This is a genomic window from Pseudomonas sp. PA-7-1E, from assembly GCF_021605325.1.
Lineage (GTDB): Bacteria > Pseudomonadota > Gammaproteobacteria > Pseudomonadales > Pseudomonadaceae > Aquipseudomonas > Aquipseudomonas fluorescens_BV.
In genome coordinates, this window is the sequence record NZ_WKFA01000041.1 from 26,356 (window position 1) to 49,691 (window position 23,336).

The following is a 23,336-nucleotide window of genomic DNA, read 5'->3' on the forward strand; positions in this document are numbered from 1 at the left end:
CTTATTCATGCACGCGCACCTCACGGAACATGCCCATTTCCATGTGGTACAGCAGGTGGCAGTGATAGGCCCAGCGCCCCAGGGCATCGGCGGTGACGCGGTAACTGCGACGGGAGCCGGGAGGCATATCGATGGTGTGTTTGCGCACCTGGAACTGGCCGTTTTCGTCCTCCAGGTCGCTCCATAAACCATGCAGGTGAATTGGGTGGGCCATCATGGTGTCGTTGACCAACACCACCCGCACGCGCTCGCCATAGGTCAGTTGCAGAGGCTCGGCATCGGAAAACTTCACGCCATTGAACGACCAGGCGAACTTCTCCATATGCCCGGTGAGGTGCAATTCAAGCGTGCGCGAGGGGTCGCGGCCATCGGGGTCTTCAAAGGTACTGCGCAGGTCGGCATAGGTGAGCACGCGGCGGCCGTTGTTGCGCAGGCCGATTCCAGGGTCGTCCAGCTTGGGCATCGGGTTCATCGCCTGCATGTCTACCAGCGGGCTGTTCTGCTCGCTGGCAGGGTGTTTCTGCATCGCCATCGCGCCCATGGCGCTGTGATCCATGCCTTCCATGCCCGGCATATCGGCCATGGCACCGTGGTCCATGCCGCCCATGCCCATGTCATCCATCGTCAGCCACGGGCGCGGATCAAGCGGCGGTACTGAGGCGGTCGCACCCATCTGCCGGGCGAGGGTGCCACGGGCATAGCCTGTGCGGTCCATGGACTGGGCAAACAGGGTATAGGCCTCTGCCACAGGCTCGACCAGCACATCGTAGGTTTCCGCCACGGCGATACGGAACTCGTCGACGCTTACCGGCTTTACCGGCTGACCATCCGCGGCGATGACAGTCATCTTCAACCCTGGAATGCGCACATCAAAATAGGTCATCGCCGAGCCATTGATAAAGCGCAGGCGAATCGTTTCCCCCGCCTTGAACACTCCGGTCCAGTTCTGCCCAGGCGGCTGGCCGTTGAGCAAGTAGGTGTAGGTCTCGCCGCTGACGTCCGCAAGGTCGGTGGGGTTCATCTTCATTTGCGCCCACATCAGCCGGTCGGCAGCCGTGGCCGACCAGCCCTGCTTACCCACATCCCGGATAAAATCGCCCACGGTGGGTTTGTGCAGGTTGTAGTAATCGGACTGCTTCTTGAGGGTCTTCATCAGGGCGACGGGGTCTTCATCGGTCCAGTCCGACAGCATCACCACGTAATCGCGCTGGTAGATATACGGCTCGGGTTCCTTGGGGTCGATGACCAGCGGGCCATACACGCCCTGCTGTTCCTGAAGCCCTGAATGGCTGTGATACCAGTAAGTGCCGTGCTGTTTGACCTTGAACTGGTAAACGTAAAGGCCACCCGGTTCGATGCCCTTGAAGCTCAGGCCGGGCACGCCGTCCATGGTCGATGGCAGCAGGATGCCGTGCCAATGGATCGAGGTGGGCTCGCCAAGGCGGTTTTTCACGCGCAGGGTCACGGTGTCGCCTTCGCGCCAGCGTAACAGCGGGCCGGGCAGGCTGCCGTTGACGGTCAACGCGGTGCGCGCACGGCCGGTCAGGTTGACGGGAGTCTGGTCAATAAACAGGTCAAATTCGCTGCCGGCGAGCACCGTGGGCTGGCCGGGGCTGGTCAGTGCCCACACAGGTGGGCGCCAAAGCCCGAGCCCACCCAGCAGGCCGCCTGCGGCCAGGCCTTTGACGAATGTGCGTCTGGAGGTTGTGGAGTGCATGCCGATTCAAGTCCGTGAGTTGAATGGCAGCAGATTAGGAGTCGCCGGCTGTCAGCAACCTTAGCGACAGATTACCGATTCGACAGGTTCACCCGGCTCCCTCGGGGGCGCCGGGGCACAAGAAGATCAGGCGATCTGCGCTTTGGAGGCCACTTCAGCGAACGTTGCCGGATCAAGCGCGTCCTCCTGCTCATCCAACACCTGACGTGGATGATCATTACCCGGAATCGAACTGTCGATCAGCGCCAGCAATTGCGCACCCAGCGCCGTCAGAATGAAATTCTCGCCATTGCCGCCCTCTTCCTCAGGCCGCGACTCGATAAAGCCACGCTTGAACAGCAGCGCCTCGTAATCGGCAGCGGTCTTCTTGAGTGCGTCCAGGTTGCCAGTGTCCTCGCCGGCCGTCGCCTTCTCGGCCGCTTCTTGTTCGGCGTATTTGCGCGGGGCAAAGCTGCCTTCGCCGTTCTGCACTTCATGCAGCAGACGTTCGATCAGATCCCAATTGTAAGTCGTCATCCTGATTCCTCCTGCAGGCCGATGGAGTTAGCCCGTCTTAGGGAGTGACACGTTCCGGCACGGGCCGTTCAACCAAACGGACGGGCGTCATTTCTCTGAACTTTCCCGAGGTTCGCCGCCTCAACTGCACATCACTGCCAAGGAAGTCCGACCATGAAAACCTTGATGAAGCTGACCCTCGCCGCCACGCTGTTGAGCACCCTGCCCGCCTGGGCCTGCACGCCTGAGGAGGCCACGGCCAAGCGCGAGGAGCTGGCCAAGGAAGTGACCAAGCTCACCGAGCAGAGCCCGAACAAGGCCAAGGAGATGAATGACGAGTTGCAGAAGATGGACCTGGATACTGAAAGCGCCAAGTTTCCCGACAAGTGCCAGTTGATCGATGCGCGGCTCAAGGAGCTCAGAGAGGCTGCGCGGAAGCATTGAGCACAACGCGACGCAGAGCGTCTCTGGAGGCATTCCCACGCGGAGCGTGGGAACGATCATGGCGAAAAAAAACCGGACATTGTCCGGTTTTTTTATGCCCAACTGCTTATTCGGCAGCCGGAGCTTCTGGCTTGCGGCGCTTGAGCGGCGCCATGCCGTCCTTGCTGACGAGCGACAGGTTGTCGGTCTTCGGCCGGTTGGCGATCTTGCGCTTGGTCGGCGACTTGGCGCCGGTTTTCTTCTTGTCGCCCTTGGCGTCGGTCTTTTTCTTCTTCACGCCAACGGCCTTGCCCGACGCCTTGACCTTCTTCGGCCCGGTGTACGTGCCTTTGACTTCCTTGATGGTGCGGCGCTCGAACGACTGCTTCAGGTAGCGTTCGATGCTCGACATCAGGTTCCAGTCGCCGTGGCAGATCAGCGAGATAGCCAGGCCATCGTTGCCGGCCCGTCCGGTACGGCCGATACGGTGCACGTATTCGTCGCCGCTGCGGGGCATGTCGAAGTTGATCACCAGGTCCAGGCCGTCCACGTCGAGACCGCGTGCGGCAACATCGGTGGCCACCAGGATCTTGACGCCGCCCGCCTTGAGACGGTCGATGGCCAGCTTGCGGTCCTTCTGGTCTTTCTCGCCGTGCAGCACGAACGCCTTGTATTCCTGCGCAACCAGGCGCCCGTAGATACGGTCGGCGGCGGCACGGGTGTTGGTGAACACGATGGCCTTCTGGTAGGTCTCGTTGGCCAACAACCAGTTCAGGATCTGTTCTTTGTGCACGTTATGGTCAGCGGTGACGATCTGCTGACGCGTGGTGGCGTTCAGGTCGCTGACGTTGTTGACCTGCAAGTGCTCAGGGTTGTTCAGCACCTTGGCGACCATATCGCGCAGGGTCGAACCACCGGTGGTGGCGGAGAACAGCATGGTCTGCTGGCGGTTGACGCACTCACCGACCAGACGTTGCACATCATCGGCAAAGCCCATGTCGAGCATGCGGTCGGCTTCGTCGAGCACCAGCACTTCGACTTCCTTGAGGTCGAGGTTGCCAGCGTTGAGCTGCTCGATCATGCGCCCTGGGGTGCCGATCAGGATGTCCGGTACCTTGCGCAACATCGCGGCCTGGACCTTGAAGTCTTCGCCACCGGTAATGATGCCGGACTTGATGAAGGTGAACTGCGAGAAGCGCTCGACTTCCTTCAGGGTCTGCTGGGCCAGCTCGCGGGTCGGCAGCAGGATCAGGGTCTTGATGCTGACGCGCACTTTGGCCGGGCCGATCAGGCGGTTAAGTACCGGAAGGACGAAAGCGGCGGTCTTGCCGCTGCCGGTTTGCGCCGTCACCCGCAGGTCACGCCCTTGCAGCGCGAGCGGGATGGCCGCTGCTTGCACAGGCGTAGGCTCGACAAATTTAAGCTCGGCCACGGCTTTAAGCAGGCGTTCGTGCAGGGCGAATTGGGAAAACACGGGTGCTACCTCGAAGAAATACAAAATATCAGCTGCATAGGTTACCGGTTTCGGGCGCCCAAACCGAGTTTCTTTACGCGAACGGGGCTAATCAGCTGCTTTTTTGTCAGCGATTTTGTCCAGAGCGTCAACTTTGTTGCACTTAAATGCTCTAATCGCCCCGTGTTGTCTTACAGAAGAATCGGTTCACTCATGGATATCAAACAGCTCTGGCTCAACGTCCAAGACCTTTGGGGCGCCCTCGATGAACACCCGGTCCTGCATTCCAGCCTAGGCTTGCTGGTGTTGCTGGTGGTGGCATTGGTGGTGGGAAGGGTCGCCCGTTACCTCATCCTGCACGCGGTCAAATTGCTCGGCCGGCAGCCGGCCCTGCACTGGCTGAACGACCTGCGGCATAACAAAGTCTTCCATCGCCTGGCGCAGATGACGCCATCGCTGGTGGTCCAGTTCGGCCTGTACCTGGTGCCGGACCTGAGCAAGACCGCCATTCTGTTTATCGGCAACGTCGCCCTGGCGATCACCATTCTGTTCATGGTTTTGGCCATGAGTGCCCTGCTCAACGCGCTGCTGGATATCTACGCACGCACCGAACACGCACGCACCCGCTCGATCAAGGGCTATGTGCAACTGGCGAAAATGGTGCTGTTCGTGTTCGGCGCGATCATCATCGTCGCCACCCTGATCGACCGCTCGCCGCTGTTGCTGCTGTCGGGCCTGGGTGCGATGTCGGCGGTGATTCTGTTGGTGTACAAGGACACGCTGCTGTCGTTCGTCGCCAGTGTGCAATTGACCAGCAACGACATGCTGCGCGTCGGTGACTGGATCGAAATGCCCCAGGTGGGTGCCGATGGCGATGTGGTGGACATCACCCTGCACACGGTGAAGGTGCAGAACTTCGACAAGACCATCGTTTCCATCCCCACCTGGCGCCTGATGTCCGAGTCGTTCAAGAACTGGCGTGGCATGCAGGCCTCCGGTGGGCGCCGTATCAAGCGCAGCCTGTACATCGACGCCAGCGGCGTACGCTTCCTGAACGACGAGGAGGAAGTGCGCATGACCCAGGTGCACTTGCTCAGCGGCTATATCAGCCGCAAGCAGGCCGAACTCAAGGCCTGGAACGAGGCTCAGGGCCACAGCGCGCAACTGTCGGCCAACCGTCGGCGCATGACCAACCTCGGCACCTTCCGCGCCTACGCACTGGCATACCTGCAAAGCCACCCGGACATCCAGCCGAACATGACCTGCATGGTGCGCCAGATGCAAACCACCGCCCAGGGCGTGCCGCTGGAGATCTACTGCTTTACCCGCACCACGGCGTGGGGCGATTACGAGCGGATCCAGGGCGATATCTTCGATTATCTGTTGGCGGTGTTGCCGGAGTTCGGGCTGAGCCTGTATCAGCAGCCGAGCGGCAACGACCTGCGCGCCGGCGTGCTGCCGGCATTGGCCGGGGCCACGCAGGTACCCGTCGCCGAAACGGCATGAGGTGATGCAAACGGGATTACGGCAGTGACGCCGTAATCTCCTTGCGGCAAACCTCAAGCACTTCATCGGCCAGTGCGGAATCATCCGGGCACGCCCGCGACAGCATGATTGCGCCGATGGCATGGGCCATGCTGTCGAGCATTTTCGCGCGCACGCCTTCTTGTGGCGTCTCATGAGCTGCGTTGTACTTTGCTTCCAGGGCCTGCAGGGTATTTTCCAAACCGTCGGCAAAGGTCGCCTTCAGCGTGTCCGATTGACGGGCGGCATCGGCACACAACGCCGCCAATGTGCATCCGCCGCCGCGATGGTCGCGGTGCTGCCTGGACAGGTAAACCTCGAAAAACTGCTCCACCTCCATCTCCGCGCTGTCGGCCAGTGACTGCGCCAGACTGTTGGCGGCTGCTTCCGCCATCAAGTCCGCCTTGGAACCGAAGTGCTTGTAAAAGCCGCCTTGGGTAAAACCGGCCGCAGCCATCAACTCGGCCACGCCCACCCCATCGAAACCCCGCTCGCGGAACAGCTCGGAAGCTGTCGCGACGATATGGGCCCGATTGCTCTGTGACTGCGCCTTGGTGATCTTCATGTGTAGGGTCCTGCCAGCTTGCGAGATAGGCATATTACTATGATGTCGATCATAATCAAAACCGTTGACAGCTTTGATTATGATCGACATCATAAAACCTCCTCGCACTCACAGAGCATCACACCATGAGCACTTCCACTACCGTTCTGATCACTGGCGCTTCGACCGGCATTGGCGCCGCCTACGCCGAACGCTTTGCCGCACGCGGCCACGACCTCGTACTGGTCGCCCGTGACATAGCGCGCCTGGAAGCGCTCGCCGCCAGGCTGCGTGAGCACCACGCCGTCAGCGTTGATATCCTCCCGGCCGACCTGACCCAAAGCGCTGACCTGGCCGCAGTTGAAGCGCGCCTGCGCGATGACGCCAGCATTGGCACGCTAGTCAATAATGCAGGCGCCGCGCAGTCCGGCAGTTTTATTGAACAGTCCACCGAAAGCGTCGCGCAGTTGGTCGCCCTCAACACCACGGCTCTGGTACGCCTGGCGAGTGCCATCGCCCCGCGCCTGGCGGCAGCCGGCAACGGCGCTATCATCAACATTGGCTCGGTAGTCGGCCTGGCCCCGGAATTTGGCATGACGGTGTACGGCGCGACCAAGGCGTTCGTGCTGTTCCTGTCCCAAGGCATGAGCCTGGAACTGGCGCCCAAAGGCGTGTACGTGCAAGCCGTGCTGCCCGCTGCCACGCGTACCGAGATCTGGGAGCGTGCGGGCATTGATATCAACACCCTCACGGACGTGATGGAAGTGGGTGATCTGGTGGACGCAGCGCTGGTCGGTTTCGACCGCCGCGAGCCGGTGACCATTCCGCCGTTGCAGGACGGCGCCCGTTGGGACGCGTTGCAGGCTGCGCGGCAAGGCTTGCTGGCGCAGATCAAGCAGTCCCAGGTTGCCGAGCGTTACCTGGCCAACGCCTGATCAACCGGTAGCAGGCGTGCTCCGCGCCTGCCCTTCTCACCGAAGCAACGAGCGTTGAACCATGAAGGCATTTTCCATCAAACGGTACGGCAAGCAGCCCGGCCGTCTCATCGAGACCCCCGCGCCTGTTGTGGGTGAACATGACGTGCTGGTCCAGGTGCGGGCCAGCAGCGTCAATGTGCTGGATGCAAAGATCGCCAAGGGCGAATTCAAACTGATCCTGCCCTATGCATTGCCGTTGACACTGGGCAACGACCTGGCCGGCGTGGTGCTCAGTGTCGGCGCTGCGGTACGACGCTTCAAGCCGGGGTACGAAGTCTACGCTCGCCCGCCCCAGCAACGTATCGGCACCTTCGCCGAGCGGATTGCCGTGCACGAAGACGCACTGGCGCGCAAACCCGACAACATCACCATGGAGCAAGCCGCGTCCCTGCCCCTGGTCGCGCTTACGGCGTGGCAGGTGCTGGTGGAAACCGCGAAGCTGAAGAAAGGCCAGAAGGTGTTCATTCATGCGGGCTCAGGCGGGGTGGGCAGTATCGCCATCCAACTGGCCAAGCATTTGGGCGCTTTTGTCGCCACCACCACCAGCACCGCCAATGTGGAGTGGGTCAAGGCGTTGGGCGCGGATGTAGTGATCGACTACAAACAGCAAGCCTTCGAGGCCGTGCTGCGGGATTACGATGTGGTGCTGAACAGCCTGGGCCCGGATGCGCTGGCCAAGTCACTGAAGATTCTCAAGCCCGGCGGTCAGCTCATCTCCATCTCCGGGCCGCCGACGCCCGCCTTCGCCCGCGCCCAGAACCTGCCATGGGTATTAGGCCTGGTCATGGGCCTGTTGAGCAGCGGTATCCGCAGGAAAGCACGCAAGCAAGGCGTGAGCTATGAGTTTGTCTTCATGCGTGCCAGTGGCGCACAACTGGATGAAATCACCGCGCTGGTCGAATCCGGCAGTATCCGGCCGGTTATCGACCGTACCTTTCCGTTCGAATCCACAGCGGCGGCCCTGGACTATGTCGAACAAGGCCGCGCCAAAGGCAAGGTGGTGATCACGATGGGGACGACACCGCCCGACGCACACCCAGCCGGCTGATCCAAACCGCCCCCAGAATCACCAGACCGCCCAGGGCCAAACGGCCCAGCGGTTCGTGCTGGTTCCAGATCAGCAGGTTCAGCAGCAACCCCACCGGCACATGCAGGTTGTTCATCACCGCCAGGGTGCCGCCATTGACCAGGCAGGCGCCCTTGTTCCACCAGTACATGCCCAGCGCGGTGCTGACCAACCCGAGGAACACCAGCACACCCCATTGCAGCGGCGCTTGCGGCAGGAAGTCAGCCTTGCCGAACAGCAGGAATGCCGGCAACACCACCAACAAGGCACCCAGGTAGAAATAACCGAAACGCCGGAAGTGCGGCTGGTCACTGGGATAACGCGCCACCAGGTGTTTGTACATGACTTGCCCGGCGGCGTAGGTGAAGTTGGCCAATTGCAGCAGCAAGAACCCCATCAGGAAGTGCGGGGTGATCTGATCGAAACGAATCACCGCCGCACCGCCCACCGCCACCAGGGCCGCCACCAGCGCCCAGGGATTGAAGCGGCGATTAAGCGCGTCCTCGATCAGGGTCACATGCAGCGGCGTGAGGATGGTGAATAGCAGCACTTCCGGCACCGTCAGCACGCGAAAGCTCAGGTACAGGCAGACGTAGGTCACGCCGAACTGCAATGCACCGATCACCAACATGCCGCGCATGAACGCGGGCTCCACCGAGCGCCAGCGCGTCAGCGGGATAAAGATCAGCCCGGCCAGCACCACGCGCACCAGCACCGCAAAGTAGCTGTCGACGTGACCGGCGAGGTATTCGCCAATCAAGCTGAAGGAAAATGCCTGAATCAGGGTGACAACCAGTAAATAGCCCATGCGCGCCTCGTTTCGAATGGGCGCGACATTAAAGCTTTTTGGAGGTTGAAGAAACTCGGCGCAAAAAAAACCCGACCTCGCTAAAGCGGCAGTCGGGCAGGAGCACTCAGGAGCAAAAAGTGCAAAGGGAGGTTCGATACGCGTACTTGAAGGGTTTGCGTGGGGCTATATAAGCAGCACGGGATTATCTGACGATTAACGCCTCAGGCCACCTGGGCCAGTTGCGCCTTGGCATGATTGAGGCCCTTCTCCTGGAAGTCGCCGCCCAGGTTGACGCCTTCGGCGTGAATGAAGGTAACGTCATGAATGCCGATAAATGCCATGACCTGGCGCAGGTACGGTTCCTGGTGATCCGAGGTGGCGCCAGTGTGGATACCACCGCGTGCGGTGAGCACGATAGCGCGCTTGCCGGTCAACAGACCCTGGGGCCCGGTGGCGGTGTATTTAAAGGTCACACCCGCCCGCAACACGTGATCCAGCCAGGCTTTAAGGGTGCTCGGAATGGCGAAGTTGTACATCGGCGCGGCCATCACCAACACGTCGGCGGCCAGCAGTTCGTCAGTTAACTCGTTGGAGCGGTCCAGGGACACCTGTTCGTCGTCGTTACGCTGCTCCGCCGGTTTCATCCAGCCGCCCAGCAGGTTGGCATCCAGATGGGGTACCGGATTGAGCGCTACGTCGCGCACGGTGATGCGGTCTGCCGGATGGGCGACTTGCCATTGGCTGATGAACTGTTGGGTGAGCTGGCGGGAAATGGAATCCTGCTGGCGCGCACTGCTTTCGATGATCAGAACATTGGACATGGCTTCGTAGGCTCCATCGGTAATTGCTGTAAGTCGATGGAGAGAAGGTTAACCAGGGCCTATTCGATAAAAAAGCGCAAAAAACTGCTACAACCCATCTAGAAATTTGTTTATAAGCGGAGTATTCCTGTGAGCACGCTCCGCTGTTGCTTTATTTTGGCGCGCAGTCCAGGGCAATACGCATCTTGATGATGGCGCGGTTGAACTTGACCGTGGTGTTAGTGCTTTTGCCAGCAGGCACGGTCACGGTACGACGGCGTGGCGATTCCGGGCCGTTGGTAAAGGTGACCTTGCACACCGCGTCCTGGGCGCCGTAGTTGTTCAGCTGGATCGAACTGATGTCGCCGTCCACATCGGAGGCGGTGTAGTCAATGCTCACGCCATCGATCTTTTTCGTCACGTCGATAGGATAGGCAAACGCGCTCATCGGCAGCAACGCCAGCAACACACAACACAATTTTCTCATTCGGCAGTCTCCAATAAGGACCGCCAGCTTAGGACAAGAGGAGCTCATCTTGAAAGCGCCCCGCGTTACCCTCGATCAATGGCGCACCTTGCAAGCCGTGGTCGATCATGGCGGCTTTGCCCAAGCCGCCGAAGCGCTGCACCGTTCGCAATCTTCAGTGAGCTACACCGTAGCGCGCATGCAGGACCAACTCGGTGTCCCCTTGCTGCGTATCGACGGGCGCAAGGCGGTGCTGACCGAAGCCGGTGAAGTGCTGCTGCGCCGCTCCCGCCAACTGGTGAAAAACGCCAGCCAACTGGAAGACCTCGCCCATCACATGGAGCAGGGCTGGGAAGCCGAAGTGCGCCTGGTGGTGGATGCCGCCTACCCCAGCGCACGCCTCGTTCGCGCGCTGACCGCCTTTATGCCCCAAAGCCGTGGCTGCCGGGTGCGCCTGCGCGAAGAAGTGCTGTCCGGCGTCGAAGAGTTGCTGCTCGACGGCATGGCGGACCTGGCCATTTGCGGGTTTATCATCCCGGGCTACCTGGGCACGGAAATGAGCGATGTGGAGTTCGTCGCCGTGGCCCACCCCGATCACTCGCTGCATCGCCTCAACCGTGAGCTGAGTTTCCACGACCTGGAGAGCCAGATGCAGGTTGTGATCCGTGACTCGGGCCGCCAACAACCGCGCGACGTCGGCTGGCTAGGCGCCGAACAGCGCTGGACCGTCGGCAGCCTCGCTACCGCCGCCACCTTCGTCGGCAGCGGCCTGGGCTTTGCCTGGCTGCCCCGGCACATGATCGAGCGCGAACTCAAGGAAGGCGTGCTCAAGCAGCTTCCCCTGGAAAAAGGTGGCAGTCGCAACCCGACGTTTTACCTGTACTCCAACAAAGACAAACCCTTGGGGCCCGCCACGCAGATCCTCGTGGAATTGCTGCGCACCTTTGACACCGCTCCCCTGGACGCGCCCTTCGCCGCTCCCCAACAAGCCTGAAACGGAGTTCATCCATGGCCTGGTTCGATCATGAAGGCTGCAGCCTGCATTACGAGGAATACGGCCATGGCAACCCCCTGATCCTGATCCACGGCCTGGGCTCCAGCAGCCAGGATTGGGAACTGCAAATACCGGTACTCGCCCGGCACTACCGCCTGATCGTGGTTGACGTGCGCGGCCATGGTCGCTCGGACAAACCCCGGGAGCGCTACAGCATCAAAGGGTTTACCTTCGACCTGGTCGCCCTGATCGAACACCTGGACCTGCCAGCGGCCCACGTGGTGGGTTTATCCATGGGCGGCATGATCGCCTTCCAACTGGCGGTGGATGAACCCCTGCGGGTCAAAAGCCTGTGCATCGTCAACAGCGCGCCTGAGGTCAAGGTGCGCAGTGCCGACGACTATTGGCAGTGGGCCAAACGCTGGACCCTGGCCCGCGTGCTCAGCCTGGGCACCATCGGCAAGGCCTTGGGCGATCGGCTGTTCCCAAAACCTGAGCAGGCCGACCTGCGCCGCAAGATGGCCGAACGCTGGGCAAGCAACGACAAACGTGCTTATCTCGCCAGCTTCGACGCCATTGTGGGCTGGGGCGTGCAGGAACAACTGTCGAGAATTGCCTGTCCAACCCTGGTCATCAGCGCCGACCATGACTACACCCCCGTGGCGCAGAAAGAAATCTATGTAAAACTGCTGCCCGATGCGCGGCTGGTGGTCATCGAAGATTCCCGCCATGCCACGCCCTTGGATCAACCCGAGGTCTTTAACGCGACCTTGCTCGAGTTTCTAAAGACCGTCGAAACCACTACCCAGGATCACTGACCCATGCTGAAAAAAATCGCCTTCTTTGCCGGTTCCGCCCTGTTCGCTGCCAACCTGATGGCGGCCGAGCCGGCCAAGGCGCCACACGTGTTGCTCGACACCACCAACGGCCAGATTGAAATCGAACTGGACCCGGTCAAGGCGCCGATCAGCACCAAGAACTTCCTGGCCTATGTCGACAAGGGCTTCTACACCAACACGATCTTTCACCGCGTGATCCCCGGCTTCATGGTCCAGGGCGGCGGGTTCACCCAGCAAATGGCGCAAAAGCCGACCGAAGCACCGATCAAGAACGAAGCCAGCAATGGCCTGCATAACGTGCGTGGCACCTTGTCCATGGCTCGCACCAATGACCCGAACTCGGCCACCAGCCAATTCTTCATCAACGTGGCCGACAATGCCTTCCTCGACCCGGGCCGCGATACCGGTTATGCCGTGTTCGCCAAAGTGGTCAAGGGCATGGACGTGGTAGACATCATCGTCAACTCCCAGACCACCACCAAGCAAGGCATGCAGAACGTGCCTATCGATCCTGTGATCATCAAGTCGGCCAAGCGCATCGACTGAGGTCCGCAGGCAGCTTTGCACGGTGCCCGCATGGCACCGTGCACCTTTGAAAGGAGAGCCCGCCCGGCGGGCGTCAAACCTAATGCTCTATCGTCGTTTTGAACAACTGATCGATATTTTCCGCGACGCCCCCAGCGCGGCCCCTCCCGAAAAAGTCCTGCCCTTCTATCTCTATTACCTGCGCCAGGTGTGGCCGTGCTTCGCCGCGCTGCTGGTGGTGGGGCTGGTCGGCGCCCTGATCGAAGTTGCGTTGTTCAGCTACCTGAGCCGCATCATCGACCTGGCCCAGGGCACGCCACCGGCGAATTTTTTCCAGATCCACAGCGCCGAGCTGATCTGGATGGCCGTGGTCGCCCTGTTATTGCGCCCGCTCTTCAACGGCCTGCATGACTTGCTGGTGCACCAGACCATCAACCCTGGCATGACCAGCCTGATTCGCTGGCAGAACCACAGCTACGTGCTCAAGCAGAGCCTGAATTTCTTTCAAAACGATTTCGCCGGGCGCATCGCCCAGCGGATCATGCAAACCGGCAACTCCTTGCGTGACTCGGCGGTGGCGACCGCGGAGGCTATCTGGCACGTGTCGATCTACGCCATCAGTGCCCTGGTGTTGTTTGCCGAGGCCGACTGGCGGCTGATGATTCCGCTGATCACCTGGATCGTTTGCTACAGCCTGGCCCTGCGTTACTTCGTACCTCGGGTGAAAGAACGCTCGGTGATTTCCTCCGAGGCGCGCTCCAAACTGATGGGCCGAATCGTCGACGGCTACACCAATATCACCACTTTGAAGCTGTTCGCCCATACGCAGAACGAACAGGAATACGCCAAGCAAGCAATCATCGAGCAGACCGAAAAAACCCAACTGGCCGCCCGCGTGCTCACCAGCATGGACACCGTGATCTGTATTCTGAACGGCCTGCTGATCGTCACCACTACTGGCCTGGCCCTGTGGCTGTGGACCCAGTCGCTGATTTCCGTGGGCGCGATTGCCCTCGCCACCGGCCTGGTGATCCGCATCGTCAACATGTCCGGCTGGATCATGTGGGTGGTCAACGGCATCTTCGAAAACATTGGCATTGTGCAGGACGGCCTGAAGACCATCGCCCAGCCGCTGGCCGTGGTCGATCGTGAGAACGCTCCGCGCCTGACGGTGCCCGACGGCCAAGTGCGTTTTGAGCAAGTGGACTTCCACTACGGCAAGAAGAGCGGAATCATTGGCGGCCTCAACCTCGAGATCAAGGCCGGGGAAAAGATCGGCTTGATCGGCCCGTCCGGCGCAGGCAAGTCGACGCTGGTCAACCTGCTGCTGCGCCTTTACGACCTGCAGGGCGGGCGCATCCTAATCGACGGCCAGGACATCGCAGAAGTCGCCCAGGAAAGCCTGCGCGCACAAATCGGCATGATCACCCAAGACACCTCGTTGCTGCACCGCTCGATCCGCGACAACCTGCTGTATGGCAAGCCCGACGCGACTGACGAGGAACTGTGGGCGGCGGTGCACAAGGCCCGCGCCGATGAATTCATCCCGCTGCTGTCGGATTCCGAGGGCCGCACCGGGCTGGATGCCCATGTGGGTGAACGTGGGGTGAAACTCTCCGGCGGGCAACGCCAGCGTATCGCTATCGCCCGTGTGCTGCTCAAGGACGCACCGATCCTGATCATGGACGAAGCCACCTCTGCGCTGGACTCTGAAGTGGAAGCGGCGATCCAGGAGAGCCTGGAAACCTTGATGCAGGGCAAGACGGTGATTGCGATTGCGCACCGGTTGTCGACCATCGCACGAATGGACCGCCTGGTGGTGCTGGAAAAAGGCCAGATTGCCGAAAGCGGCAGCCATTCCGAGTTGTTGGCATACGGCGGGCTTTATTCGCGGTTATGGCAGCATCAGACCGGGGGTTTTGTCGGAATAGACTGATTTTGCTGAGTAAAGCCCCGCTCAATTCCGAACAATTCTGACAGCTTTCTCTATCTGGCTGGTCTTGCGACACAATCCTGCTGTACTGCAATCAGGCCCCAGGAGGGCCCTGATTTAAGGCAGCAGGGAAGCCACACAGACCGTTAATCAGATAGAGCAATCTAAGGAAGTGTTCATGTCACTGTTCAAACGTTCCGTAACGGAAGGACTGGGTACGTTTTGGCTGGTGTTGGGTGGCTGCGGGAGTGCGGTGTTGGCCGCAGCGTTCCCCAACGTCGGCATCGGCCTGCTCGGGGTGTCCCTGGCTTTTGGGCTCACGGTGCTGACCATGGCATTTGCCATCGGGCATATCAGCGGCTGTCACCTTAACCCAGCCGTCTCGGTGGGGTTGGTGGTCGGCGGCAGATTCCCGGCCAGGGAGCTGCCGGCCTACATTGTGTCGCAAGTGATCGGTGGCGCCATCGCCGCCGCACTGCTGTACTTCATCGCCAGCGGCAAACCCGGGTTCGAACTGGCCTCCGGGCTGGCAAGCAATGGTTATGGCGAGCATTCACCCGGTGGTTATTCAATGGCGGCAGGCTTTGTCTGTGAGCTGGTGATGACGGCGATGTTCGTGCTGATCATCCTTGGCGCCACCGACCGTCGAGCCCCGGCAGGCTTCGCGCCCATCGCCATCGGCCTGGGGCTGACGCTGATCCACCTGATCTCCATCCCGGTGACCAACACCTCGGTCAACCCGGCCCGCAGCACAGGGCCTGCGTTGATTGTCGGCGGCTGGGCGCTGCAGCAATTGTGGCTGTTCTGGCTCGCGCCCATCCTCGGCGCGGTGATCGGCGGCATTACGTACCGATGGTTGGGTACAGAAAAAACAGCTTGACCCAATCCCTGCAGGAGCGAGCTTGCTCGCGAAAAACGCCAACGATGACGCGGTGCATACAGCTGTAATCCCGCGTCGTCTGCACGTTCTTCGCGAGCAAGCTCGCTCCTACAGGGTGTTTCACGTGCCGTCAGAGTGCCGATAAGGCAGAGCCGCCCTCGCCTCTTCGGCATACGCCAGAACCCCCACCCGTTCACGCTCAAGAAAATCTTCCACAGCGTTCTTCAACCCAGGGTGGCGCAGGTAGTGCCATGACCGCGTAATCACCGGCTCAAACCCGCGAATCAATTTGTGCTCACCCTGGGCACCTGCATCGAAGCGTTGCAGGCCGTGGGCGATGGCGTAGTCCATGCCCTGGTAGAAACAGGTTTCGAAATGCAGGCGGTCGAATTCCGCCAGGCAACCCCAGTAGCGACCATAGAAGCTGTCGCCACCGAGCAGGCTGAAGGCCATGGCTACCGGGCGCGTGCCTTGTTTGGCCAAGACTACGCGTATGGCTGCCGGCATGCGCTCAGCCAACAGGCTGAAAAATGCGCGGGTCAGGTAGGGCGATTGCCGGCGCACCGCGTAGGTGTTGGCGTAGCAGGCGTAAACAAAATCCCACTGGGATTCGCTCAGCTCATGGCCTTGCAACCACTCGAACTCGATACCCTGCCCTGCCACTTGTTCGCGCTCTTTGCGCATCTGTTTGCGCTTGCGTGAACTCAGAGCGTCGAGGAAATCCTGGAAGTCGCGGTAACCACGGTTCTGCCAATGAAACTGACAACCCAGGCGTTGCAACCAGCCGGGGTGTTGGGCCATGGCTTCATCGGCGAGGGCATCGGTAAAGTTGATATGGGCGCTCGACAGGCCCTCGATCTCCAGATACCCCGGCAGGCTGTTGAGCAATTCGAAAGCATCTGCAGCACTGGCAGCCAATACCCGCGGCCCACCGACCGGGCTGAACGGCACGGCTGTCAGCAACTTGGGGTAATAGTCAATGCCGGCGCGCTCGCAGGCGTCGGCCCAGCCGTGATCGAACACGTACTCGCCATAAGAATGCCACTTGCGATAACCCGGCAATGCCGCCATCAACCGGTCGCCTTCCCAGTGCAGCAAGTGCTCCGTCTGCCAGCCCGAATGCGGGCCGATGCTGGCGCTGTCTTCCAGCGCACTGAGAAACCCATGCTGCATAAACGGCTGGGCCTGTGGCATCAGGGCATCCCACGTGTGCGCAGCGATATCGGACAGGCTGTCCAGGCGTTGCAGCGGCATCGGCATCCTCATTGTTTCTTGGCATGAAAACCTGGGGAGTATCGCTGATCACAGCCGCGCACACATCCTCAAAACACGCGGACAGACGTCAAAACCCTTAGTTCCGTTGCGTAACGATTTGTCATCTAGATGAAATCACTTAGCCACTACTCCGTCATAAACGGTCGCGATACTGACGCCAGTTTTTAGAGCGTCCGGGTCTACCGGGCGACATTTTTTCCGTCCGTCATGGGTCGGTTGTGTCCTGGAGGGTGTTGCCCTCCCTCCTCACTTTCGGAGATTGATATGCGTCTTGCTTCCACTAAAACTGCGGCGGTCCTGTGTGGCGGCCTGTTGCTGGCACTGAGCGTTCCGGCCAGCGCTGCAGTCGACGCTAAATTGCTCGACATGCTCAAGGCCAACGGCCAGATCACCGCGGCGCAGTACACCGAACTGCAAATGGAACTGGCCAGGGATCAGAAAGAGCAGCAGATCGCACGCCAGGCTCAACAAGAGACCAACGAGCAGATCGCGGCCACTGCGAAAAAAACCAACGAGCTGAGCAGCTTCGACCAGAAATTGGCTTGGGCAGCCAAGACCCAGTTCAAGGGTGACGTGCGCTTCCGCCAGGAAACCATCAAGATCGACGGCGAGCCCAACAACGGTGGGCGTGACAAAGACCGTCAACGCATTCGTGCCCGCCTGGGTGCCTACACCGAAATCAACCCGCAGGTGGACACCGGTATCCGTATCGCCACCGGCGGCGGCGATGATGCACGCTCCACCAACCAGGACCAGGATGGTTACTTCGATAAAAAGTCGATCTGGCTGGACCTCGGCTACATCGACTACCACCCGGACCAGATCAAGAACCTGCACGTGATCGGCGGCAAGATGCTGCAGCCGTGGGTGAACATGGGCGATGTGATCTGGGATAGCGACATCAACCCTGAAGGCCTGGCCGTCACCTACAAATACCCACTGGGTAGCAGCGCTGAGCTGTTCGGTAGCCTGGGTAACTACAACCTCAAGGACAACGTGGACGGTGACGGCGTGCAATTTCGCCATGACCTGCGCCTGACGTCCGGCCAGTTGGGCACGCGGTTCTCGGTCACCGACAACCTGAAAATGACCTTGGGCGGCAGCATCTACGCCTACAAGAATGACGAAGACAGCCGCTGCACAACCACCACCACGCCTTGCGCATTGGCGGTCAACGGCAACTCGGCCAACAATGAATTCCGCTTGTACGAAGGCTTTGCGCAAGCAGACATCGGTGGCCTGGCCGTGCCGCTGTCGTTCTACGGCCAGTACGTGAAAAACAACGATGCGGTGACCGACCAGGACACCGCCTGGTTGCTGGGTGCCAAGTCCAAGGTGTTCGGTTTGAACCTGGACTACAACTACCGCGACGTTCAACGTAACGCCGTCGTAGGCGCCTTCACCGATTCGGACTTCGCCAACGGCACCACCGGCTCGCGCGGTCACAAGATGAAAGTCAGCTACGACATCGACAAGAACTTCGCCATCGGCGCCACCTACTTCCTGACCAAGGCTGACTTCGCCAGCCGGACCCAGCGGGATGCCGATACCAACACCTTGCAGCTGGATGCTGAAGCCAAGTTCTAACGCTTAACATGTAGGAGCGAGCAAGCTCGCTCCTACATGATGTCTTTAAGCCGCTCGGCGGCCAGTTGTTCGGCCAGCGCATCAACACCCTCCACCGGTTCCTGAGGCATGCGCTTGAGCGTTGCCTGCATCAGGCGCATCTGACGGATAAAGCGCCGGCAGTTCGGACAAAACATCAAGTGATGACGCACCAGCAGACGCTCCCGAAAGGTCAATTGCCCATCGAGATAGTCACTGGAACGCGCTACTTGTTCTTTACAGGTCAACATTCGCCCGTTTCCTCAAAATGCTCCACCGTGGCGAAGACTTTAAGCCGCGCTCGATGCAACAGCACACGGACGTTGGAGAGTGAAAGGGTCAGAAGATTACAGATTTCTTCCAGTTCCAGGCCCTGGCGTTCACGCAGGACCAGCACACTGCTTTGCAATTCTGACAAACTCAGAATCGTATGCTCCAGGCATTTGCGCAGTTCATCTTCGGTCAGCAGCGCTTCCGGGGTGTCCTGGTGCCAAGCGTAAGGGGCGACAGCCCAATGGCCATCATCCGGGCTGAAGCGGTCATCGCCAATGGTGCCGTGGGGTGAGGGCAAATCGTCGAGAAGGACTTCCCGACGATTTTGTTTGTAACGGCTCTTTGCGGAGTTGGCAGTGATCGTCAATAACCATGTCTTGAGGCTCGATCGCCCTTCGAACTTGGCCAGGTTGCGCACCACCGAGAGCCAGGCATCTTGCACCACCTCATCGGCATGGCGCTGGCCGACGATGGCATACGCCACTGCCCGCATCGCACTCTGGTAAGTGTTGACCAAATCCTTATAAGCCCGCTGCTCACCCTTGAGCAGGCGTTCAAGCAGGTGCGCATCGTCCGCTGCTGCCATCGATTACCTCAATATTGCCGTGGAAATACGCTCAATGTGGGGGCTGGCTTGCCTGCGATCCAGACAACTCGGTAATTCAGGCACACCGAGCCGATGCCTTCGCAGGCAAGCCAGCTCCCACAGTAGATCGCGTCCGGCCACACACTCAGCGTTTGCGCAGGATCACACTGCCAATCGAATACCCGGCGCCAAAGGAGCTGAGTACGGCAACCGCGCCCTTGGGCAGGTCATCCTGATAAGTGTGAAACGCAATCACCGAGCCGGCCGAGCTGGTATTGGCGTAAGTATCGAGGATCACCGGCGCTTCTTCCACCGATGCCTCGCGCCCCAGCAGTTTTTTCACGATCAAGTGATTCATGCTCAGGTTGGCCTGGTGCAGCCAGAAACGCTTCACATCAGTCACACTCAGCTGGTTTTCTGCCAAGTGCTCGCCGATCAATTCGGCCACCATCGGGCAAACATCACGGAATACCTTGCGGCCTTCCTGCACGAACAGCTTGTCGGGGGCGCCGATGCCCTCTTCCGCCGTGCGGTTGAGAAAGCCGAAGTTGTTGCGAATGTTGTTGGAAAACTTGGTCAGCAGCTTGGTGCTCACCACGTCGAACTGATGTTCGGACGTCGCCAGGTCAGCACGCTCCAGGATCACCGCCGTGGCGGCATCACCGAAGATAAAATGGCTGTCACGGTCACGAAAGTTCAGGTGGCCGGTGCAGACTTCCGGGTTGACCATCAGGATCGCCCGGGCCTGGCCCAACTGGATGCTGTTGGCCGCGTTCTGGATGCCGAAGGTGGCCGAGGAACACGCCACGTTCATGTCGAAGCCGAAACCCTGGATACCCAAGGCTTCCTGGACTTCAATGGCGATCGCCGGGTAGGCACGTTGCAGGTTGGAGCAGGCGACAATCACGCCATCAATGTCGGCGGCGGTCTTGCCGGCGCGCTGCAGGGCTTGTTCGGCGGCACCGATGGCCATCTGGCAAAGCACCGACCATTCGTCGTTGCTGCGCTCGGGCAGGCGCGGCGCCATGCGCTGCGGATCGAGGATGCCGTCTTTGTCCATCACAAAACGGCTCTTGATGCCGGATGCCTTTTCGATGAATGCCGCGCTCGACTCGGTCAGCGCCTGCACCTCGCCACGTTCGATAGCGGCGGCGTTGTCGGCGTTGAACTGTTGTACGTAGGCATTGAAAGACTGCACCAGCTCTTCGTTGGAGATGCTGTTGGCCGGGGTGTACAGGCCGGTGCCGCTGATGACGACGTTATGCACGGTCGTTCCTCTAAATCTGTCAGGCAGAAGATATTGGTACCGTCGTACCAAACTGTAAGTCGTTTGATTCCGTCCAGCAGGCATCAAACTGGCAACGCTTTATCTAATCTTGTAACCGCGAAGTTTGCCACAACGCCGGTGATTTGGCGCCATATGCCAGACAAACATCCAATTGTGGGAGGGGTTTGTCCTCATACCTGTAGGAGCGAGCTTGCTCGCTCCTACAGTTGGGGAAGCGCTTCAGGGCTCTACCTGACTCCACTGCTTGCTCAAGCGCTTATCGGAAATCGGCACTTTGGTACCCAACTGCTGGGCAAACAGCGACACCCGGTACTCCTCCAGCCACCAGCGATATAGCTCCAACTGCGGGTCGCGCTTGCCTTCCTGGGTGTGTTTGTTCAGGCGGTTCTGGTACTGCGCCCACAGGCCGCCCAATTCGCTGCTCCACACGCGGTCCTTTTGCACCTGGCTCGGCAGTTTTTCCAGGCGCAGTTCGATGGCCTTGAGGAAACGCGGCAGTTCCTTGAACCACTGGGCCGGGGTTTCCCGCACAAAACCTGGATACACCAGGTTGCTCAGTTGCTGCTTGATATCGTTCAAGGCCACGGCCTGGGCCAGGTCGATCTTGCCTTTGAAGCGTTTTTGCAGGCCGTGCCAGAGTTTCAGCACTTCCAGGGTCAGGCGCGCGAGGCGTTCGGCGTGCTCAGTCCAACTGCCGCGCTTGCGTTCAGCCAAGGCTGCCAGGCCAGCGCCATCCCGTGGCAGGCTATCTTCGCCTTCAAGTACGCAGGTATCGAGGCTGGCCAACAGGATGTCTTCCACCAGCGCGTCGATACGCCCCAGTTCACGGTACATCAGGCCCAGCTCGGTCAAGCCCGGCAATTTACCGCGCAGGAATTTCGCCGGTTCCGCCAATTGCTGCATCAGCAGGCGCTGCAAGGCGCGACGGTGCTGGAACTCGGCTTCGGCGGCGGTCGAGAAGCGCCCCTCCTTGACCGTGCCGTTCTCTTCCACCAGTGCCGGGTACACTGTCATCGATAGGCCGGCGATGTTCTGCTGGGTTTTTTCCGCCACCGCCGCAAACACCTTGGCCTCCACCGGCTGCTGGCTTTTCGCGGTTTGCGGCACGGCCAAGGCCGCCTGGCTGGCTTCGGCAAACCGTGCGGTGAGCTCGGCCAGGTCACGGCCTTCGCCGAGGAATTTGCCCTGGCCGTCGACCACTTCCAGGTTCATCTTCAGGTGGTTTTCCACCTGTTGCGCCGCTTCGGCCCACGCCTCATCGCTGACCCGCGCACCGGTCATGCGCAGCAATTCACGCCCCAGCGCCTGGGGCAGCGAGCCCTGGCCGAATTCGATGCGTTGCAGCGCGGCCTTGACGAAGTCCGGCACCGGCACGAAGTTTTTGCGCAACGCCTTGGGCAAGTTGCGCACCAGAGCGATGCACTTGGCTTCGATCAACCCCGGCACCAGCCACTCCAGGCGCTCGGCTGGCAACGCCGGCAACAAAGGCGCCGGCACCCGCAGGGTCACGCCGTCACGGGGGTGGTTGGGTTCGAAGTGGTAACTCAAGGCCAGGGCCAGGTCGCCCAAGTGCAAGGTGTCCGGGTAATGCGCGGCGGTGACTTCACTGGCCTCGCGGGCCAATACATCTTCTTCGCGCATGATCAGCAGTTGCGGGTCTTTCTGGCTGTTGACCTTGTACCAACTGTCAAAGGTGGCGGTCTGGTGAATCTCTGCAGGCAGGCGCGCATCGTAGAAGGCGTACAGGGTTTCTTCATCGGCCAGGATGTCGCGACGTCGGGCCTTGGCTTCCAGCTCGTCGAGTTGCTCCAGCAGTTTCTGGTTGGCCGTCAGGCACTTGGCACGGGACTGAATCTCGCCGCGCACCAGGCCTTCACAAATAAACAACTCACGGGACACCACCGGGTCAATCGGCCCGTAATGCACCGGCCGGCGCCCGACCACAATCAGCCCGAACAGGGTGATCTGCTCAAAGGCCACCACCTGGCCACGCTTCTTCTCCCAATGGGGTTCGAAGTGGTTCTTCTTGATCAGATGCCCGGCCAGCGGCTCGATCCAGTCGGCGTCGATTTTCGCCACCATGCGTGCATAGAGCTTGGTGGTTTCCACCAGTTCAGCGGTCATCAGCCATTGCGGGCGCTTCTTGCCGATGCCCGAAGACGGGTGAATCCAGAAGCGACGCTGGCGCGCCCCGAGGTAATCGCCGTCTTCGGTCTTCTGGCCAATCTGGCTGAGCAGGCCGGACAGTACCGCCTTGTGCAATTTTGGGAAGTCTGCTGGTTCTTTATTGATGCTCAACTGCATGTCGCGGCAGATGAGGCTCAACTGGCGATGGGAGTCGCGCCACTCGCGCAGGCGCAAGTAGTTGAGGAAGTTTTTGCGGCACCAGTTGCGCAACGGGCTGGCGGTCAGTTCCTGGCGCTGCTCCTCGAAACCGCGCCACAGGTTGACCAGCCCGGCGAAGTCCGAATCCGGGTCTTTCCACTGTGCGTGGGCCTGGTCGGCCGCTTGTTGACGCTCCGGTGGGCGCTCGCGCGGGTCCTGGATCGACATGGCGCTGGCGACGATCAACACTTCCTGCAAACTGCCCAGCTTGGCCGCTTCCAGCAACATGCGGCCCATGCGCGGGTCCACCGGCAAGCGGGCAAGCTGGCGGCCCAACGGCGTGAGCTGGCTGTTGCGGTCGACCGCCGAGAGTTCTTGCAGCAGGTTGAAACCGTCGCTGATGGCCTTGCCATCCGGCGGTTCGATAAACGGGAAATCGGTGATCTCGCCCAGGCGCAGGTGCAGCATCTGCAGGATCACGGCAGCGAGGTTGGTGCGCAGGATCTCCGGGTCGGTAAATTCCGGGCGCCCGATAAAATCTTCTTCGCTGTACAAGCG

Annotated in this window: 22 protein-coding genes; 10 read left to right on the top strand and 12 right to left on the bottom strand. The window is 60.3% G+C overall.

Annotation, left to right across the window (positions count from 1 at the left end):
* Position 1: 1 nt before the first annotated feature.
* Both GIW79_RS21460 and GIW79_RS21465 read right to left on the bottom strand, forming a co-directional pair.
* Positions 2–1,717 carry a copper resistance system multicopper oxidase gene (locus GIW79_RS21460; protein ID WP_205548237.1) on the bottom strand — a complete coding sequence of 572 codons (1,716 nt, stop codon included), beginning with the start codon at positions 1,715–1,717 and terminating at the stop codon, positions 2–4.
* A 126-nt stretch (positions 1,718–1,843) separates the two neighbouring features.
* Positions 1,844–2,233 carry a hypothetical protein gene (locus GIW79_RS21465; RefSeq protein WP_034128303.1) on the bottom strand — a complete coding sequence of 130 codons (390 nt, stop codon included), beginning with the start codon at positions 2,231–2,233 and terminating at the stop codon, positions 1,844–1,846.
* A 153-nt stretch (positions 2,234–2,386) separates the two neighbouring features.
* Between GIW79_RS21465 and GIW79_RS21470 the strand changes: the two genes are divergently transcribed.
* Positions 2,387–2,656 (top strand): hypothetical protein, encoded by a 270-nt coding sequence (locus GIW79_RS21470; RefSeq protein ID WP_072447464.1) that lies wholly within the window; start codon positions 2,387–2,389, stop codon positions 2,654–2,656.
* A gap of 106 nt (positions 2,657–2,762) precedes the next feature.
* Here the strand turns inward: GIW79_RS21470 and GIW79_RS21475 are convergent, their stop codons facing one another.
* Entirely contained in the window at positions 2,763–4,109 is a 1,347-nt protein-coding gene (locus tag GIW79_RS21475; protein WP_003193110.1) for a DEAD/DEAH box helicase, read from the bottom strand.
* Between the two features lie 192 nt (positions 4,110–4,301).
* Between GIW79_RS21475 and GIW79_RS21480 the strand changes: the two genes are divergently transcribed.
* Positions 4,302–5,594, top strand: a complete 1,293-nt coding sequence (locus tag GIW79_RS21480) for a mechanosensitive ion channel family protein (protein WP_034128301.1) — start codon at positions 4,302–4,304, stop codon at positions 5,592–5,594.
* 16 nt (positions 5,595–5,610) lie between these two features.
* Here the strand turns inward: GIW79_RS21480 and GIW79_RS21485 are convergent, their stop codons facing one another.
* Positions 5,611–6,177 carry a TetR/AcrR family transcriptional regulator gene (locus GIW79_RS21485; RefSeq protein WP_034128300.1) on the bottom strand — a complete coding sequence of 189 codons (567 nt, stop codon included), beginning with the start codon at positions 6,175–6,177 and terminating at the stop codon, positions 5,611–5,613.
* Positions 6,178–6,302: 125 nt separating this feature from the next.
* On the opposite strand from GIW79_RS21485, the gene GIW79_RS21490 reads away from it, so the two are divergent.
* Positions 6,303–7,091, top strand: a complete 789-nt coding sequence (locus GIW79_RS21490) for an SDR family NAD(P)-dependent oxidoreductase (protein WP_054920232.1) — start codon at positions 6,303–6,305, stop codon at positions 7,089–7,091.
* A gap of 61 nt (positions 7,092–7,152) precedes the next feature.
* Positions 7,153–8,181 (top strand): NADP-dependent oxidoreductase, encoded by a 1,029-nt coding sequence (locus GIW79_RS21495; RefSeq protein ID WP_236452875.1) that lies wholly within the window; start codon positions 7,153–7,155, stop codon positions 8,179–8,181.
* On the opposite strand, the gene GIW79_RS21500 is transcribed toward GIW79_RS21495, so the two are convergent.
* From GIW79_RS21500 to GIW79_RS21510, 3 genes are all read right to left on the bottom strand, one after another.
* Positions 8,138–9,007: a carboxylate/amino acid/amine transporter gene (locus GIW79_RS21500; RefSeq protein ID WP_034128297.1), complete on the bottom strand. Its 870-nt coding sequence runs from the start codon at positions 9,005–9,007 to the stop codon at positions 8,138–8,140. The two genes, GIW79_RS21495 and GIW79_RS21500, sit on opposite strands and share 44 nt — an antisense overlap.
* A 203-nt stretch (positions 9,008–9,210) precedes the next feature.
* The gene (locus GIW79_RS21505; protein WP_072433673.1) at positions 9,211–9,810 is read right to left on the bottom strand and encodes an FMN-dependent NADH-azoreductase; all 600 of its coding nucleotides are present in this window, start codon (positions 9,808–9,810) and stop codon (positions 9,211–9,213) included.
* 151 nt (positions 9,811–9,961) lie between these two features.
* Complete coding sequence (locus GIW79_RS21510; protein WP_014719425.1) at positions 9,962–10,276, bottom strand: 3-phosphoglycerate kinase; 315 nt, start codon at positions 10,274–10,276, stop codon at positions 9,962–9,964.
* 49 nt (positions 10,277–10,325) lie between these two features.
* On the opposite strand from GIW79_RS21510, the gene GIW79_RS21515 reads away from it, so the two are divergent.
* The 5 genes from GIW79_RS21515 to aqpZ all read left to right on the top strand — a co-directional run bounded on the left by GIW79_RS21515 (position 10,326) and on the right by aqpZ (position 15,426).
* Entirely contained in the window at positions 10,326–11,249 is a 924-nt protein-coding gene (locus GIW79_RS21515) for a LysR family transcriptional regulator (protein WP_003193120.1), read from the top strand.
* A gap of 14 nt (positions 11,250–11,263) precedes the next feature.
* Positions 11,264–12,067 carry an alpha/beta fold hydrolase gene (locus tag GIW79_RS21520; protein WP_054920239.1) on the top strand — a complete coding sequence of 268 codons (804 nt, stop codon included), beginning with the start codon at positions 11,264–11,266 and terminating at the stop codon, positions 12,065–12,067.
* Positions 12,068–12,070: 3 nt separating this feature from the next.
* Positions 12,071–12,634, top strand: coding sequence for a peptidylprolyl isomerase (locus GIW79_RS21525; protein ID WP_236452876.1), 564 nt, complete (start codon positions 12,071–12,073; stop codon positions 12,632–12,634).
* 82 nt (positions 12,635–12,716) lie between these two features.
* A complete protein-coding gene (locus tag GIW79_RS21530; protein WP_236452878.1) occupies positions 12,717–14,549 on the top strand; it encodes an ABC transporter ATP-binding protein in 1,833 nt (610 codons plus the stop codon).
* Positions 14,550–14,724: 175 nt separating this feature from the next.
* On the top strand, positions 14,725–15,426 hold the full coding sequence (aqpZ, locus tag GIW79_RS21535) for an aquaporin Z (protein ID WP_054920241.1): 702 nt from the start codon (positions 14,725–14,727) through the stop codon (positions 15,424–15,426).
* A 120-nt stretch (positions 15,427–15,546) separates the two neighbouring features.
* Here aqpZ and GIW79_RS21540 read toward each other — a convergent pair whose 3' ends face one another.
* Entirely contained in the window at positions 15,547–16,680 is a 1,134-nt protein-coding gene (locus GIW79_RS21540; protein WP_236452891.1) for a GNAT family N-acetyltransferase, read from the bottom strand.
* A 285-nt stretch (positions 16,681–16,965) separates the two neighbouring features.
* On the opposite strand from GIW79_RS21540, the gene GIW79_RS21545 reads away from it, so the two are divergent.
* Positions 16,966–18,288 (top strand): putative porin, encoded by a 1,323-nt coding sequence (locus GIW79_RS21545; RefSeq protein ID WP_003193136.1) that lies wholly within the window; start codon positions 16,966–16,968, stop codon positions 18,286–18,288.
* Between the two features lie 32 nt (positions 18,289–18,320).
* Here the strand turns inward: GIW79_RS21545 and GIW79_RS21550 are convergent, their stop codons facing one another.
* The 4 genes from GIW79_RS21550 to hrpA form a co-directional block, all read right to left on the bottom strand.
* Complete coding sequence (locus GIW79_RS21550; RefSeq protein WP_020302662.1) at positions 18,321–18,557, bottom strand: anti-sigma factor family protein; 237 nt, start codon at positions 18,555–18,557, stop codon at positions 18,321–18,323.
* Positions 18,551–19,165 (bottom strand): RNA polymerase sigma factor, encoded by a 615-nt coding sequence (locus GIW79_RS21555; protein ID WP_014719433.1) that lies wholly within the window; start codon positions 19,163–19,165, stop codon positions 18,551–18,553. Before GIW79_RS21555 ends, GIW79_RS21550 begins: the two co-directional genes overlap by 7 nt.
* Positions 19,166–19,310: 145 nt before the next feature.
* A complete protein-coding gene (locus GIW79_RS21560; RefSeq protein WP_034128411.1) occupies positions 19,311–20,432 on the bottom strand; it encodes a beta-ketoacyl-ACP synthase III in 1,122 nt (373 codons plus the stop codon).
* 240 nt (positions 20,433–20,672) lie between these two features.
* A partial coding sequence (gene hrpA / locus GIW79_RS21565) for an ATP-dependent RNA helicase HrpA (protein ID WP_236477415.1) occupies positions 20,673–23,336 on the bottom strand: 2,664 nt, incomplete at its 5' end.

What these genes read in the sequence shown, in the direction of transcription:
- GIW79_RS21490 (WP_054920232.1), top strand. Translation starts at nt 6,303, where the DNA reads ATGAGCACTTCCACTACCGTTCTGATCACTGGCGCTTCGACCGGCATT.
- GIW79_RS21525 (WP_236452876.1), top strand. Translation starts at nt 12,071, where the DNA reads ATGCTGAAAAAAATCGCCTTCTTTGCCGGTTCCGCCCTGTTCGCTGCC.
- GIW79_RS21470 (WP_072447464.1), top strand. Translation starts at nt 2,387, where the DNA reads ATGAAAACCTTGATGAAGCTGACCCTCGCCGCCACGCTGTTGAGCACC.
- GIW79_RS21510 (WP_014719425.1), bottom strand. Translation starts at nt 10,276, where the DNA reads ATGAGAAAATTGTGTTGTGTGTTGCTGGCGTTGCTGCCGATGAGCGCG.
- GIW79_RS21505 (WP_072433673.1), bottom strand. Translation starts at nt 9,810, where the DNA reads ATGTCCAATGTTCTGATCATCGAAAGCAGTGCGCGCCAGCAGGATTCC.
- GIW79_RS21545 (WP_003193136.1), top strand. Translation starts at nt 16,966, where the DNA reads ATGCGTCTTGCTTCCACTAAAACTGCGGCGGTCCTGTGTGGCGGCCTG.
- GIW79_RS21465 (WP_034128303.1), bottom strand. Translation starts at nt 2,233, where the DNA reads ATGACGACTTACAATTGGGATCTGATCGAACGTCTGCTGCATGAAGTG.
- GIW79_RS21460 (WP_205548237.1), bottom strand. Translation starts at nt 1,717, where the DNA reads ATGCACTCCACAACCTCCAGACGCACATTCGTCAAAGGCCTGGCCGCA.
- GIW79_RS21555 (WP_014719433.1), bottom strand. Translation starts at nt 19,165, where the DNA reads ATGGCAGCAGCGGACGATGCGCACCTGCTTGAACGCCTGCTCAAGGGT.
- GIW79_RS21485 (WP_034128300.1), bottom strand. Translation starts at nt 6,177, where the DNA reads ATGAAGATCACCAAGGCGCAGTCACAGAGCAATCGGGCCCATATCGTC.
- GIW79_RS21530 (WP_236452878.1), top strand. Translation starts at nt 12,717, where the DNA reads ATGCTCTATCGTCGTTTTGAACAACTGATCGATATTTTCCGCGACGCC.
- GIW79_RS21500 (WP_034128297.1), bottom strand. Translation starts at nt 9,007, where the DNA reads ATGGGCTATTTACTGGTTGTCACCCTGATTCAGGCATTTTCCTTCAGC.
- GIW79_RS21495 (WP_236452875.1), top strand. Translation starts at nt 7,153, where the DNA reads ATGAAGGCATTTTCCATCAAACGGTACGGCAAGCAGCCCGGCCGTCTC.
- GIW79_RS21540 (WP_236452891.1), bottom strand. Translation starts at nt 16,680, where the DNA reads ATGCCGCTGCAACGCCTGGACAGCCTGTCCGATATCGCTGCGCACACG.
- GIW79_RS21550 (WP_020302662.1), bottom strand. Translation starts at nt 18,557, where the DNA reads ATGTTGACCTGTAAAGAACAAGTAGCGCGTTCCAGTGACTATCTCGAT.
- GIW79_RS21520 (WP_054920239.1), top strand. Translation starts at nt 11,264, where the DNA reads ATGGCCTGGTTCGATCATGAAGGCTGCAGCCTGCATTACGAGGAATAC.
- GIW79_RS21480 (WP_034128301.1), top strand. Translation starts at nt 4,302, where the DNA reads ATGGATATCAAACAGCTCTGGCTCAACGTCCAAGACCTTTGGGGCGCC.
- aqpZ (WP_054920241.1), top strand. Translation starts at nt 14,725, where the DNA reads ATGTCACTGTTCAAACGTTCCGTAACGGAAGGACTGGGTACGTTTTGG.